The 13,660-nt window shown below is 61.0% G+C and carries 12 protein-coding genes; 2 read left to right on the forward strand and 10 right to left on the reverse strand.

The features are described from left to right. Positions 1-6: 6 nt before the first annotated feature. The 9 genes from purH to DET50_RS02895 all read right to left on the reverse strand — a co-directional run bounded on the left by purH (position 7) and on the right by DET50_RS02895 (position 9,654). Positions 7-1,587, reverse strand: coding sequence for a bifunctional phosphoribosylaminoimidazolecarboxamide formyltransferase/IMP cyclohydrolase (gene purH, locus DET50_RS02855; RefSeq protein ID WP_113861377.1), 1,581 nt, complete (start codon positions 1,585-1,587; stop codon positions 7-9). 120 nt (positions 1,588-1,707) lie between these two features. Then, complete coding sequence (gene fis, locus DET50_RS02860) at positions 1,708-2,025, reverse strand: DNA-binding transcriptional regulator Fis (RefSeq protein ID WP_092003638.1); 318 nt, start codon at positions 2,023-2,025, stop codon at positions 1,708-1,710. Continuing rightward, positions 2,022-3,020, reverse strand: a complete 999-nt coding sequence (gene dusB / locus DET50_RS02865; protein ID WP_113861378.1) for a tRNA dihydrouridine synthase DusB — start codon at positions 3,018-3,020, stop codon at positions 2,022-2,024. Before dusB ends, fis begins: the two co-directional genes overlap by 4 nt. A gap of 224 nt (positions 3,021-3,244) precedes the next feature. After that, positions 3,245-4,507 carry a DUF3426 domain-containing protein gene (locus DET50_RS02870; protein WP_113861379.1) on the reverse strand — a complete coding sequence of 421 codons (1,263 nt, stop codon included), beginning with the start codon at positions 4,505-4,507 and terminating at the stop codon, positions 3,245-3,247. Positions 4,508-4,572: 65 nt separating this feature from the next. Next, positions 4,573-5,469: a 50S ribosomal protein L11 methyltransferase gene (gene prmA / locus DET50_RS02875; protein ID WP_113861380.1), complete on the reverse strand. Its 897-nt coding sequence runs from the start codon at positions 5,467-5,469 to the stop codon at positions 4,573-4,575. A 2-nt stretch (positions 5,470-5,471) separates the two neighbouring features. After that, a complete protein-coding gene (gene accC / locus DET50_RS02880) occupies positions 5,472-6,818 on the reverse strand; it encodes an acetyl-CoA carboxylase biotin carboxylase subunit (RefSeq protein ID WP_113861381.1) in 1,347 nt (448 codons plus the stop codon). A gap of 18 nt (positions 6,819-6,836) precedes the next feature. Next, positions 6,837-7,298: an acetyl-CoA carboxylase biotin carboxyl carrier protein gene (gene accB / locus DET50_RS02885; RefSeq protein ID WP_113861382.1), complete on the reverse strand. Its 462-nt coding sequence runs from the start codon at positions 7,296-7,298 to the stop codon at positions 6,837-6,839. A gap of 27 nt (positions 7,299-7,325) precedes the next feature. Further along, positions 7,326-7,766 carry a type II 3-dehydroquinate dehydratase gene (gene aroQ, locus DET50_RS02890; RefSeq protein ID WP_092003655.1) on the reverse strand — a complete coding sequence of 147 codons (441 nt, stop codon included), beginning with the start codon at positions 7,764-7,766 and terminating at the stop codon, positions 7,326-7,328. A gap of 271 nt (positions 7,767-8,037) precedes the next feature. Beyond that, positions 8,038-9,654, reverse strand: a complete 1,617-nt coding sequence (locus DET50_RS02895) for a diguanylate cyclase (RefSeq protein WP_113861383.1) — start codon at positions 9,652-9,654, stop codon at positions 8,038-8,040. Between the two features lie 192 nt (positions 9,655-9,846). On the opposite strand from DET50_RS02895, the gene DET50_RS02900 reads away from it, so the two are divergent. Together DET50_RS02900 and DET50_RS02905 are read left to right on the forward strand one after the other, a co-directional pair. Continuing rightward, positions 9,847-11,850 carry a bifunctional diguanylate cyclase/phosphodiesterase gene (locus tag DET50_RS02900; RefSeq protein ID WP_113861384.1) on the forward strand — a complete coding sequence of 668 codons (2,004 nt, stop codon included), beginning with the start codon at positions 9,847-9,849 and terminating at the stop codon, positions 11,848-11,850. Positions 11,851-11,857: 7 nt separating this feature from the next. Beyond that, positions 11,858-12,910, forward strand: a complete 1,053-nt coding sequence (locus DET50_RS02905; RefSeq protein ID WP_113861385.1) for a DUF2333 family protein — start codon at positions 11,858-11,860, stop codon at positions 12,908-12,910. A 72-nt stretch (positions 12,911-12,982) separates the two neighbouring features. Here the strand turns inward: DET50_RS02905 and ppa are convergent, their stop codons facing one another. Continuing rightward, complete coding sequence (ppa, locus tag DET50_RS02910) at positions 12,983-13,510, reverse strand: inorganic diphosphatase (RefSeq protein ID WP_113861386.1); 528 nt, start codon at positions 13,508-13,510, stop codon at positions 12,983-12,985. Positions 13,511-13,660: the final 150 nt, after the last annotated feature.

A 13,660-nucleotide genomic window follows, 5' to 3' on the forward strand; every position in this document is an offset into this window, starting at 1 on the left:
CAACGGTCAGTGCCTGAAATGCCGCATACCAGTAAACACCATGGCAATGCCATGCTCGTTGGCGGCGTCAATCACTTCCTGGTCACGCATGGAGCCGCCGGGCTGGATCACGGCGGTGATGCCGGCAGCCGCTGCGGCGTCGATGCCGTCACGGAACGGGAAAAACGCGTCCGAGGACATCACCGAGCCCTTCACTTCCAGGCCTTCATCCGCGGCCTTGATACCGGCGATCCTGGCGCTGTAGACCCGGCTCATCTGGCCGGCACCAATGCCGATAGTACGGCCGGCTTTGGCGTAGACAATGGCGTTGGACTTGACGTACTTGGCTACTTCCCAGGCGAACAGCAGGTCGTTCAGTTCGGCTTCGCTGGGTTGGCGCTCGGTGACCACTTTCACGTCTTCCATGGCGACCATGCCCAGGTCACGATCCTGCACCAGCAGGCCGCCAGTCACGCGCTTGTAGTCCAGCGCTTTGGCACGCTCACCATCGAACTCGCCGCAGGCCAGCAGGCGCACGTTCTTCTTCGCGGCAACGATTTCCACGGCTTCCGGTGCCACGGTCGGCGCGATGATCACTTCCACAAACTGGCGATCGATGATGGCCTTGGCGGTTTCGGCGTCCAGCTCACGGTTGAAGGCAATGATGCCACCGAAGGCGGAGGTGGGGTCGGTGGCAAAGGCCAGGTCGTAGGCCTGGCGGATGTCGGCGCCGATGGCGACACCGCAGGGGTTGGCGTGCTTGACGATCACGCAGGCCGGATCAGCGAAGGGCTTCACGCATTCCAGGGCGGCGTCGGTGTCGGCCACGTTGTTGAAGGACAGCTCCTTGCCCTGCAGCTGCTCGGCGGTTGCCACGCACGCTTCCTTCGGATTGCGCTCGGCGTAGAAGGCGGCGCGCTGGTGCGGGTTCTCGCCGTAGCGCATGTCCTGAACCTTCACGAACTGGGCGTTGAAGGTGCGGGGGAAATCGGCGTTGTCGTTGTCCGGGGTGCGGCCGCCCAGGTAGTTGGCGATCGCGCCATCGTAGCCGGCGGTGTGCTCGAAGGCCTTCACAGCCAGGTCGAAGCGGGTGCTGTAGCTCAGCTCGCCGCCGTTGTTATCCAGCTCGTTCAGGATCCGGCGGTAAGCGGAGGCATTGACCACGATGGCGACATCGTTGTGGTTCTTGGCCGCGGCGCGAACCATGGTGGGGCCACCGATGTCGATGTTCTCGATGGCGGTGGCCAGATCGCAATCCGGTTTGGCCACGGTATCTTCGAACGGGTAGAGGTTTACCACCACCATATCGATCGGGTTGATGCCGTGCTCGGACATGATGGCATCGTCAGTGCCCCGGCGGCCCAGGATGCCGCCGTGGATTTTCGGGTGCAGGGTCTTGACCCGTCCATCCATCATTTCCGGGAAACCGGTGTAGTCGGACACTTCGGTGACCGGAACATTGTTTTCCTGGAGCAGGCGGAAGGTGCCGCCAGTGGAGAGCAGTTCAATGCCGCGGTCGGTCAGGGCACGGCCGAAATCGACAATGCCGGTTTTGTCACTCACGCTGATGAGCGCGCGACGGACGGGGGTGTTAGCCTGGTTTGCCATGGGTCACTTTCTTCGCTGGTCAGATAAGCCGGATGACGTTGCGAGGTTGCAACGACCTCGTTGTAACGAACAAGGGCCTCGCGAACGTGATCCGGGAGGCCCTTTTGGGGTCAGGTCAGATTATAGCAGACCGTATTGCTTGAGCTTCTTGCGCAGGGTGCCGCGATTCAGCCCCAGCATGGTGGATGCCTTGGTCTGGTTGTTGCGGGTGTATTTCATCACCTGCTCCAGCAGTGGGGCTTCCACTTCCGACAGTACCAGTTGGTAGACGTCGGTGACGGGCGCGCCATCCAGTTGCGCAAAGTAGTTCTTCAGGGCAACTTCAACGCTGTCACGCAGGGTGACGCTGTTGCCGCTGCTGTTCACCGTTTGCAACTGATGAAGGTCATCGTTGGCCGGGGTGCTCAGGTTGTCGTTTGCCAAAGTCTCAGCGGTCATGCTGCGAATACCTCTCCATTTCGTAAGCCTGCAAAGTACTGTTCGATGCTGTCTTTCTGCTCCAGCGCGTCTTCGATGGCGTTGAAGCGTTTACGGAACTGTCTGCTCTGATCGTGGGACTGCAGGTACCAGCCCACATGTTTTCTGGCGATACGCACGCCCATCTTTTCGCCGTAAAAGCTGTGCAGCTCGGCCAGGTGATCGGTGAGGATCTGCTCTACCTCGTCCAGGGGCGGCTCCTGCAGGTGCTTTCCGGTCTCCAGGTAATGGAGTATTTCCCGGAAGATCCAGGGCCGGCCCTGGGCGCCCCTGCCAATCAGCAGGCCATCAGCGCCGGTGTGGCTGAGCACCTTCAGAGCCTTCTCCGGTGAGGTGATGTCGCCGTTGGCGAACACCGGGATCTGCACCCGGGATTTGACTTCGGCAATGGTGTCGTATTCCGCGTCCCCGTTGTACTTGTCCGCGCGGGTACGACCATGGATGGCCAGGGCCTGAATGCCGGCATCCTGAGCCATCCGGGCAATGACCGGTGCGTTGCGGTTGTCCGAATCCCATCCTGTGCGCATTTTCAGCGTCACCGGAACTTCCACCGCCTTGACGACGGCTTCCAGGATCTCGCGGACCAGTGCCTCATCCTTCATCAGTGCGGAGCCGGCGGCCTTGTTGCACACCTTCTTGGCCGGACAGCCCATGTTGATGTCGATGATCTGGGCGCCGAAGCCGGCGTTCTGTCGCGCGGCATCGGCCAGCATCTGCGGATCACCGCCGGCGATCTGGACCGAGCGTGGCTCCGGCTCGCCTTCATGGTTCAGCCGTGTCCTGGATTTGCGCGTATGCCAGAGCTTGCTGTCCGCTATGACCATTTCCGATACCGCAAGACCCGCACCCATCCGTCGGCAGAGTTGCCGGAAGGGGCGGTCGGTCACACCCGCCATGGGTGCAACGATGAGCGGATTGGGCAAAGTGTACGGCCCGATTTTTGCCGTTGGCAGCATGATCTGAGTCCGTGTCACAGCGGATTGAGCAAGGATCGGAATGGATCGATTGATCAATTAGTGATCGGTCCGATTCCGAAGGGCGCTAATGATACCGTCGGGGCCCCTTCGATTGAAGGGGCTTGACAGTGAAAAAAGCTGATTATTTTTCGTTCTTTCTGGTTGACTTTTGTTCGTTGTGGTGGCTGCGCAGCCATTCGCCAAGTAAATACTTGCTTACGCGATCAGGGTGAGTACGGACGGAAGTTCAGGTTGTAGTTGACCGCATCCCGACCCGGATCCCGGATGCTGATGGCGATGCGTACAGGCGTGTCCGTTGGCATGTCCTCCAGCTCCTGCGCTTCACCGGCCAGATATTCGTCAGGGGTGAACACGCTCTGGGCAACGACGTCGCCATTGAGGTTGGAGAAGGTCAGCGCAATGGCCGGGAAGGGTTGTTCGAAATCCGCCCGGTTGATGATGACGGCATCCACCAGCAGCTGGCCCCGGTTCTCAGGATCGGTACGAACCACCAGCTTACGGCTCTGGATGGCGTCCACATTGACCAGGGGCTTGAGTTCACAGCCGGCCAGTTCACAGCCTTTTTCATAGAATGGACGCAGCTCGGGAATGGCCGACAGGCGATCGAACTGGAACCAGGTCACCTGGGCCACCAGAACACCGATCAGGGCAAGTACAATCAGGCTCCAGAGGATGGTTCGGGCCTTGCCGCCGCGCCCCTTGTTGACCGAAACAGGCTCGCGCCGGAGGTCGCTGAATGGACTGGTCGCGCGCAGGGATTCTGCAGCGGGCGCTTCCGTGCGTTCGGGACTGAAGCCGGACTCGACGGGCTCCTCAGCGGAGGTGTCGGTGGCGCTGAAGGCCGGCTCCGGCGCAGGTCGGGAGGCTCTCCGGGGTGGTTCCTGGGCGGGTTCCGGCTCAGGTTCTGCGAACTCGGGCTCGAACTTTTCGGGTTCAGGTTCAGGCGCTTCGGGCTCGGGCTCGCGGGCAGAGAAGGTGGGGGGCGCTTCATCCCTGGAGGGTTGCGCCGGAGCGGGCTGTTTCGGCTTGCCCGGTTCCCGGGACTCCTCGTCCTCTTCGAGGATCGCCTCGGCCCAGCTTTCGTCCACTTCTTCCGGCTCGGAGTCCGCATCGGCATCCCGGAAGCCAGACTTCTCGTTCTGATTGATGGAAAGGAAGCTGTCGCTGAGTTCGTCGTCCGAGAATGACAATTTCGAGCCGGCATAACGGCCTTCCTCGGCATCCTCATCGGGGTTGTCGGCAAACACGAAGTCTTCTTCGGTGGTCAGGCCGGAAGGCTCGGATTCTCCGGCCGGGGGCGCCGGAGGCTGGGTAGAGGTGGGCAGGACCCGGTGTTCAATGGCGTTGAACACCTCCATGCAGTTGCCGCAGCGGACTTTGCCCTTGGCGACGCCAAGCTGTTCATCGGAAACGCGGAAACGGGTATGGCACTTCGGGCACTGTGTCTGCAGGCTGCTCTGGGTCATGCTTCGTTCCTGAAAGCGGCTGTACTACTACGAGTGTGGGAGTTTAGTCGCTATCGTCCGGTTCGTCATCTGTCCTTGCGCCGTCCTGTGAGACGTATCCACTCTTCGCGTTGCTCCGGCTCGTCCATGATGAACCACGGCTCGTAGGCCTCCATGACTTCCCGGGCCTGGTTCGACAGGATGCCAGAAAGCACCAGTTCGCCGCCGGGGCGGGTCAGGGCTGCCAGGTGGGGCGCGAGGCCTATCAGCGGCTGGGCCAGGATGTTGGCCAGCATCACGTCGCAGCGGGTATCCGGTTCGTCTTCCGGCAGGTACAGGTCCAGTCGGGATTCGTCGACGCCGTTGCGTCGGGCATTCTCACGGCTGGCTTCCAGGGCCTGGGGGTCGGTGTCGACACCAATGACGTGATCGGCACCCAGCAGCAGTGCCGCCAGGCCCAGGATGCCTGAGCCGCAACCATAATCGATGACCTGCTTGCCCTGCACGTCCTGGCCGTCCAGCCATTCCAGGCAGAGTGCGGTGGTGGGGTGCGTGCCGGTGCCGAAAGCGAGACCCGGGTCGAGCATCAGGTTGGCCGCTTCCGGATCCGGGGCATCGTGCCAGCTGGGAACAATCCAGAGCCGCTCGCCGAACCTCAGGGGCTGGAAATCATCCATCCAGGCCCGCTCCCAGTCCTTGTCTTCCACCAGGGTTACCTCGATCTCCGGCAGGGACTGCTGGGTCTGCTGGTGCCAGGCATCGCGGACGTCCGCGCACAGCTGGTCAATGTCACGATCGGACTGGAACAGACCGGTCACCGTGGTCTGGCTCCACAGGGGCGTGGTGCCAGGGTCCGGTTCGTACAGGGGCTGGTCGGCAGCATCTTCCATGGAGACGGCGTCAGCGCCCATCTCCATGAGCAGATCCTCCAGCTGATCCGCATTGTCCGGATCAGCCGGGATCTGGAGTTGTATCCAGGGCATGGTTATTCCCGCATCAGTTTTTCCAGGTAGTGGATGGTGAAGTCTACCTGTTTGAAGCCACCATCGCGTACCAGTCTCCGATGCAGGGGCTGGTTGGTCTTGATGCCCTCGACCACCATCTCGTCCAGGGCGTTTTTCATGCGCCGGCGAGCGATCTCGCGATCATCACCCCAGGTAATGAGCTTGGCCACGAGCGAATCGTAGTACGGCGGCACGGTGTAGCCGCTGTACAGGTGGGAGTCGACGCGGATGCCGTTGCCGCCGGGCGCGTGGTAGTGCTTGACCTTGCCCGGGCTGGGCACGAAGGTCTTCGGGTCCTCGGCGTTGATCCGGCATTCGATGGCATGGCCTTGTATGTGGATCTCATCCTGGCTGTACTGCAGCGGCAGTCCGCTGGCAATGCGCAGCTGCTCGCGCACGATATCCACGCCGGTAACCATCTCGGAGACCGGATGCTCTACCTGGACCCGGGTGTTCATCTCGATGAAGTAGAACTCGCCGTCCTGGTACAGGAACTCGAAGGTGCCGGCGCCCACGTAGCCGATTTCCTTGCAGGCATCGACACAGGCTTTCAGGGTTTTTTCCCGGGATTCGGCATTGACGTTCGGTGCCGGCGCTTCCTCGATCACCTTCTGGTTACGACGCTGCATGGAGCAGTCGCGGTCGCCCAGGTGGATGACGTTGCCATGCATGTCCGCCAGTACCTGGACTTCCACGTGGCGCGGCATTTCCAGGAATTTCTCCAGGTATACGGTGGGGTCACCGAAGGCGTTGCGGGCCTCGCTCTGGGTAATCTGGATCGCCTTGAGCAGGGCTGCCTCGGAGTGAACCACCTGCATGCCCCGGCCACCGCCGCCGGAGGCGGCCTTGATCATCACCGGGTAGCCGATCTTCCGGGCAATCTGCAGGGTGCGCTCGTCGTCATCGGTGAGTGGGCCGTCGGAGCCGGGCACGGTGGGTACGCCGGCCTTTTTCATGGCTTCGATGGCGGAGACCTTGTTACCCATCAGGCGGATGGTTTCAGCCTTCGGGCCGATGAAGCGGAAACCGCTTTTTTCGACCTGCTCGGCGAAGTCGGCATTTTCTGCCAGGAAGCCGTAACCGGGGTGGATGCCCACCGAATCGGTCACTTCCGCCGCACTTATGATGGCGGGGATGTTCAGGTAGCTGTCGGTTGCGCTGTTCGGGCCGATGCACACGGATTCGTCGGCAAGACGAACGTGCATCAGTTCCCGGTCCACCTGCGAGTGTACAGCAACAGTCTTGATGCCCAGCTCCTTGCAGGCACGCAGGATGCGCAGCGCGATTTCACCGCGGTTTGCGATCAGAACTTTTTCTAACATGGCCATGAGTAACAATCACCCAGTTCAGGAAATGACGACCAGGGGCTGGTCAAACTCCACCGGCTGGCCATTTTCGACCAGGATTTCAGTTACAGTTCCGGCCTTGTCAGCCTCGATCTGGTTCATCATCTTCATCGCCTCGACGATGCAGACCACGTCACCGACGTTGACGGTCTGGCCAACTTCCACGAATGCCTGGGCGGTGGGTGACGGTGCCCGGTAGAAGGTACCGACCATCGGGGAGTTCAAGGTATGGCCGGACGGACCGGCCGGGGCAGCGGGCTCTTCTGCAGCGGGAGCCGGGGCAGGCGCGGGGGCTGCTGCCTGGGGTGCCGGTGCGGGCATATGGCTCACGTACTGGGTGCCGGCGGCCTGTTCGCGACGGCGGGAGATGCGGACAGAATCGTCGCCTTCCTGGATTTCCAGTTCCTCGACGTCGGATTCCTCCAGGAGCTCAATGAGTTTCTTGATCTTGCGAATATCCATAGTTAATCCAGTCCCGTTGTGTCTGATCTATCGGTGAATTCGTTGCAGGGCTGCCTGCAGGGCGAGGTCGTACCCCTGGCTGCCCAACCCGCAGATAACGCCAATGGCGATATCGGAAAAATAGGAGTGATGGCGGAATGGCTCCCGCGCATGCACGTTGGAAAGATGCACTTCGATAAAGGGGATCCCGGAAGCCAGCACGGCATCCCGGAGGGCGATGCTGGTGTGGGTGAAGGCGGCAGGATTGATGATGAGGAAATCCACCCCTTCGGCCCGTGCTTCATGGACCCGCTCGATCAGTTCGTACTCGGCGTTGGACTGAAGGTGGAGCAGGTGGTGACCCTTTTCGGCCGCTTTCGCCTTCAACCGGTCATCGATGTCCTTCAGGGTCTCGTAGCCGTACACCTCGGGCTCACGGGTGCCGAGCATGTTGAGGTTGGGGCCATGGAGCACGAGAATGGTGGACATGATTACGCCTGCCTTGCTGTCTTTTTAACAGGATCGCCGAAAATCACGGCATTTTCCCACAATGGTGCGTGCTTGTTTTCCTCAGATCAACACTTTTTGACAATCTTCCGTGTTGGCCATTGGTCGTAAAAAGACAGCGCTGGCAATCGAAACGGGATCTTTCCGCTGATGACAATCATTGTCGGCAAGGACAGGGCCGACTTCCATACGACGTTGGTTTCATAGCTGAAGGTAGGGGCAGCGGGCCGGTCCGACCCGCTGAGGGTGCGGGTCAGGGGGTGTCCGCGCTCACGCAGTTACGGCCGGCCTTCTTGGAGGCATACAGCGCACGGTCGGCCCGGTCGCACAGTTCCTGGGCGGTTTGCCCCGGCTGCAGGGTGGCGACGCCGCAGCTGAAGGTGACATTGAACTCGCGGTCCCCCGCGCGCTGGCGCAGCTCCGAGAATCGCTCCCGGATTTCGTTCAGCACATTGCGGGCATCACTGGGCCGGGTGTCCGGCAGGATGATGGCAAACTCCTCGCCGCCATAACGGCCGACATGGTCGGTCTTGCGCAGCCGCTGTTTCAGGAACATGGAAAGGCTGCGCAGAACCCGGTCGCCGATCGGGTGGCCGAAGGTGTCGTTCACCTTCTTGAAGTAGTCGATATCGATCATCGCGAAGGACAGAGACTGGTCTTTCTGCCGCGCCTTGGCGATTTCCTGATCCAGCAGGTGCAGGGTATGGGTGTGGTTGTACAGTCCCGTCAGACTGTCACGGATCATCAGCGCCAGCAGCGAACGGGCCCGCCGGCCCCGGTTGTGGATGGTCGCGATCAGGTGCTTGGGATCAATGGGCTTGGTCAGGAAATCGTCTCCGCCCAGGCTCATGGCATGGAGCTGTTTGCTGACGTCTTCCTCGGCCGAGAGGTAGATGATGGGCACGCTGTGAAAGCGGTCCTGCTGGCGGATGACCCGGGCAATCTCCATACCGGTGCAGCCGGGCATGTACATGTCCAGGATGATGATTTCCGGAGAGAATTCGTCCAGGGCATGAATGATCTGCATCGGGTCGGTGATGATGTGGGCGGTCATGCCGGCCCGCTTCAGCACCGTTTCCATGAACTTGGCCTGGGCCCGGGAATCGTCCAGCACCAGTACGCGGTAAGGCTCGACCGTATTGCCGTGGGTATAGGTCTCGATCTTCTCGATCAGCTGGCCCGGATCGACAGCCGGGTAGAAGAATTCCTCGCCCCCGCATCGTGAGGCCCTGAGACGGGTTTCGATGGAGCCATCCTCGTCACTCACGAAGATAACCGGGATCGGAGTCTCGTGGCGTTCCTGCAGGTGCTCGATGATGCCTATACCGGCATTCGTGCTGCCGCCGAAGCTCACATCCATCAAGATGGTTTCCGGTTTGCTCAGAGCGCAGGCTTCCATCAGGGCATCCGCACTGGTAAAGGCCGAGGCCCGGAAGCCGAAAAATTCCAGCTGGCGGATCAGGCGGGCGGCCATCTCTTCATTTTCCAGCGCGACGTAGATCGGAGTCCGCCGGTATTGCTGGGGGGCGTCGGTCTTGTCCTTGTCGGTTCGGCGCAGGGTGCTCTGGCACAGCTGTTCCATGGCATCCTGGAGCTGCGGCCACAGCGCCTCGTCCGGAGCGCTGTCTGCAGGCCAGCGGGTCATGAGGTCGAGCGCTTTCCGGCCGGCGTCCGCGTGGCCCTCCATCTCGAAACGCTGGGCGTAGCGCACCAGTTTGTCGGTGGCACTGACCAGTTCGGCGCGGTGGGAGGCCGCCAGGCTGTGGTCGGAATGGATCTTCTGCCAGGTGTCGAGGACAATCCGTGCCTGGGTGGTTACACGTCGGGCAAAGTGTTGTCTGAGTTTTTCTTTCTGGCTCTCGTCGTTCATGTTACTCCGGCCCGTCCTTCACATGATGTCCGCCCGCCCGGTGGGGACGAATTTTTTAACCTTGGTGCTTTTACAGAGTCTATAGTGTTTAAAGTGGTCGGCGTAGGTGGCGCAATGTAAATGTTTGTCAACTCTGGGGTGCAGGTCACAGTTGCTGCGTCGACTGTTGCAGCCCCTCCGGAGCAATTCCTTATGGCATGGAAGCAGAGTCCGCAGTCTGCGCGGAACCAGGCGGGAATGATTACCCTCCGTACCCTGCTACTGCTTTTTACCGGTAGCCTGCTGGTGTTTGTGCTTGTGGCGGGTTTCGTGACCAGCTTCGGCCATTTTCGGGGCTATGTGTCCGAACAGCTGACAGGGCATGCCCGGGATGGTGCCACTGCCGTCGGGCTGTCGCTCTCCAATGCCATCGACGGGAGTGATCCGGTCGCCTCCGCGTCCCTCATTGACGCGGTCTTTGACAGCGGGCGATACCTTCGGGTGATTTACCTGAATCATCAGGGGGAAATCATCGCCGGCCGGCGGAAATCACTGGATCAGATCGGTGTGCCAGCCTGGTTCCGCTCGGTGGCGCACCTTCCGCTGCCGGTTGCCGAAGCGGAGGTTGTGCGGGGCTGGCGCAGGCTCGGAACGGTACAGGTGGTCAGTGATCCAGGGCGCGCGTACCGGGACCTCTGGCGCATTACCAGCGGGCTTGTGGTTGCCGTCCTGATAATCGGAGCCGTAGGTCTGTTCGCCCTCTTTTTGTTGCTCAACCGGACCCTGCGACCGCTGGCGGCCCTGGAAGAACAGGCCCGGGCATTGGGCAATCGTGAGTTCCGGCGTCATGTCACCATCCGGTCAACCCGGGAGCTGAACCAGGTAACCGAGGCCATGAACCGGATGTCGGACGATCTGGGGCATTTGTTCGAAGGGCAGGCAAAGCTGATCCAGCATCTGCGCCGATTGAACAATGAAGATCCGGTGACCGGGCTGGCCAGTCGCAATGCCTTTGACCAGCGTCTGAAGGTCGAGGTGGAGTCGGAGGAAAAGTCGGCGCCGGGGATGCTGATCCTGATCCAGCTGTGGGACTTTGCCGGCTTCAACCAGGTCCATGGCCGGGCCGAAGGGGACCGCCTGCTGGTGCGAATTGCCGTCGAGCTTGGACGCTTCACGGGTCGGCATGCGGGCAGTTTTGCCGGCCGCCGGACCGGGGCTGATTTTGCCCTTTACCTGCCCGGCGCCATGCCGGCCGACGCCAGCGTCTGGTGCCAGGACCTTGTCGCAGAGCTCGACAGTGTCTATGCCGACCTTGCTTCCTCCATGACGGTAGCCGTGCACGCCGGGCTTGCCCGGGCCGGTGCCGGGAGAAGCGCCCGGGAGTTGATGTCCGCTGCAGACGAAGCGCTCAGGAAGGCCCAGTCGCTGGGAGACAGTGGTTACCAGCTGGCCAATGGCGAGCAGGAACATCATCACAACCTGGAAACCTGGCGGGTCATCCTGACCGAGGCGATAGGCAAGCAGCGGTTCTCGTTGTGGGTGCAACCGATGATCAGCGAACACACCGAGTCGCCACTTTATCACCAGGTCTTTTCCAGGCTGGAGACGCCGGAAGGTGAACTCAAGGCCAGCGTGTTCGTGCCCATGGCAGAACGGTTCGGGCTGGTCGAGCAGATCGACCGACTGTTGATGAAGCGGGTGCTGGAGCGCCTTGCTCAGCAGCCTGGCCAGCAGCTGGCGGTATCCCTGGCAGGTGCTTCGGTGGCCAGCGAGACCTTCCGGCAGGATCTGTTGGCCTGGCTGGAGCAGTCAGGTGACAGCGCCCGGCAGCTTTGGATCGGGGTCTCCGAGCAGACCATCCATCATCATCGTACTGCGGTGGGCCTGCTGGTGCGGGCCCTGGGGCGGATCAATGTGCCGGTTCTGGTGGACCGGTTCGGGGTGGGAGGCGTACCCTTCAGCTATCTCAGGAATCTGAGGTTTCAGGCGCTGCGTATCGATAACAGCTTTATCCACGATATCGACAGTCACGAGGAAAACCGTTTCTACCTGGAATCAGTGATCGGCATAGCGCACCGGCGTGGCGTCCGGGTCTTTGCCACCGGGGTGGAAACAGCGGCGGAGTATTCGGTGTTGTGCAAGCTGGGTATCGATGGCGCCATGGGGTACCATTTGGGTCGTCCATTCGCTGCTGACCAACAACCGCAAGGGGATTAGGAGTCTTATGCCAGGCAAATTCAGACAGTTCTTCAGGGATCGGAAAGAGGATGTTCAGGATTACGCCGGGGGCAGCGGCGTCGTTGGCCGGTTCATCCTCGCGGTGCTGGTGATTTATCTTCTGGCTGCTGTGGCCATCGGTATCTACTGGAGCGATGAGCCCGAAACCTTCTCAGTACGCGAAAATACCCGCGCTGTTGCCAACGCCCTGGAGCGGGAGCCGGTGACCGGTTTTGCCACTACCTCCACCATGATCCGGATTGCCGAAACCCTGCTGGATAAACCCGGTGGCTACATCTCCAACGACATTTTTCCGCCGGGATTATGGCTGGATAACATTGCCAATTGGGAGTTTGGTGTGCTGGTCCAGCTCCGGGACCTGTCCCGGGCCATGCGCCGGGACATTGCCCGTTCACAGAGCCAGTCCTCCGAGGATCCTGATCTGGTTATCGCCGAGCCCCAGTTCCACTTTGACAGCCAGAGCTGGGCGATCCCGTCCACCGAATCCGAGTACCGTCGCGGGATCAGCGCGCTCAAGCGTTACCTGAACCGCCTGTCCGCCCCGGAGCAGGCCGATGCCCAGTTCTTTGCCCGGGCCGACAACCTGAACAGCTGGCTGGCGGATCTGGAGACCCGGCTGGGTAGCCTGTCCCGGAACCTGGGGGAAAGCGTTGGTAAGGCGTCCGTTTCTGATGCGGTAGCCAACGTGGATGCGGACAATCCGCTGGCCGAAGAGACCGGCGGTGCTGAAGTGCAGACCCCCTGGACCAAGATCGACGACGTATTCTATGAGGCCCGCGGTAGCGCCTGGGCGTTGTTGCACATCTTCCGCGCCATTGAGGTGGACTTCCGCAAGGTCCTGGTGGACAAGAACGCCATGGCCAGCGTGAAGCAGATCATCATCGAACTGGAGGGCACCCAGGGCCAGATGTGGAGCCCGGTTATCCTCAATGGCAGCGGCTTCGGCGTGCTGGCCAACCACTCCCTGACCATGGCCGCCTACCTGTCCCGCGCCAACGCGGCGATCAGCGACATGCGGGATCTGTTGTCACGAGGCTGAGGCAGTCCCGTTTTCGAGCACAAAAAACCGGGTTCCAGGACCCGGTTTTTTGCATCTGAAGAGTCTTGCCGATCAGCCCTTGTAGGCGTTGATGGCGTCTTCGATGGCTTTCTTGGCGGCTGCGGCGTTGTCCCAACCTTGTACTTTGACCCACTTGCCCGGCTCGAGAGTCTTGTAGTTCTCAAAGAAGTGCTTGATCTGGTCACGCAGCAGTTCCGGCAGGTCAGTGATTTCCTTGACGTCGTGGTAGGTGGTGGTCAGCTTGTCGTGCGGAACCGCTACCAGCTTGGCATCGCCGCCGGCTTCGTCTTCCATGTTCAGAACGCCGACGGGACGGGCACGGATGACGGAGCCTGGCTGTACCGGGTACGGGGTGACCACGAGTACGTCCAGGGGGTCGCCGTCGTCGGCCAGGGTGTGGGGGATGAAGCCGTAGTTGGCCGGGTAGAACATCGGGGTGGCCATGAAGCGGTCTACCAGCAGGGCGCCCATGTCTTTGTCCAGTTCGTACTTGACCGGGGAGCTGTTGGCCGGAATCTCGATGGCAACGTAGATGTCTTCAGGCGGGTTTTTGCCTGCGGGGATGTTGTCGAATTGCATGTGCGATCCTTCCTGATACGTTGAGGTACGTTTAACTGCGGCTAAAAAGTGGGCGCAATTATACGGGAGTCTCTTGCAGTTCGAAACTAAACCTTGGTCGTTGAGTTTGGAGTTGGTTTTTTCGGCGTGGGTGCAGGCGTCTATCTGGCA

It is taken from the genome of Marinobacter pelagius (genome assembly GCF_003315345.1).
Lineage (GTDB): Bacteria > Pseudomonadota > Gammaproteobacteria > Pseudomonadales > Oleiphilaceae > Marinobacter > Marinobacter pelagius_A.

What these genes read in the sequence shown, in the direction of transcription:
- aroQ (WP_092003655.1), bottom strand. Translation starts at nt 7,766, where the DNA reads ATGTCCACCATTCTCGTGCTCCATGGCCCCAACCTCAACATGCTCGGC.
- dusB (WP_113861378.1), bottom strand. Translation starts at nt 3,020, where the DNA reads ATGCTGCCAACGGCAAAAATCGGGCCGTACACTTTGCCCAATCCGCTC.
- DET50_RS02895 (WP_113861383.1), bottom strand. Translation starts at nt 9,654, where the DNA reads ATGAACGACGAGAGCCAGAAAGAAAAACTCAGACAACACTTTGCCCGA.
- accC (WP_113861381.1), bottom strand. Translation starts at nt 6,818, where the DNA reads ATGGCCATGTTAGAAAAAGTTCTGATCGCAAACCGCGGTGAAATCGCG.
- DET50_RS02900 (WP_113861384.1), top strand. Translation starts at nt 9,847, where the DNA reads ATGGCATGGAAGCAGAGTCCGCAGTCTGCGCGGAACCAGGCGGGAATG.
- DET50_RS02870 (WP_113861379.1), bottom strand. Translation starts at nt 4,507, where the DNA reads ATGACCCAGAGCAGCCTGCAGACACAGTGCCCGAAGTGCCATACCCGT.
- accB (WP_113861382.1), bottom strand. Translation starts at nt 7,298, where the DNA reads ATGGATATTCGCAAGATCAAGAAACTCATTGAGCTCCTGGAGGAATCC.
- DET50_RS02905 (WP_113861385.1), top strand. Translation starts at nt 11,858, where the DNA reads ATGCCAGGCAAATTCAGACAGTTCTTCAGGGATCGGAAAGAGGATGTT.
- purH (WP_113861377.1), bottom strand. Translation starts at nt 1,587, where the DNA reads ATGGCAAACCAGGCTAACACCCCCGTCCGTCGCGCGCTCATCAGCGTG.
- fis (WP_092003638.1), bottom strand. Translation starts at nt 2,025, where the DNA reads ATGACCGCTGAGACTTTGGCAAACGACAACCTGAGCACCCCGGCCAAC.
- prmA (WP_113861380.1), bottom strand. Translation starts at nt 5,469, where the DNA reads ATGCCCTGGATACAACTCCAGATCCCGGCTGATCCGGACAATGCGGAT.
- ppa (WP_113861386.1), bottom strand. Translation starts at nt 13,510, where the DNA reads ATGCAATTCGACAACATCCCCGCAGGCAAAAACCCGCCTGAAGACATC.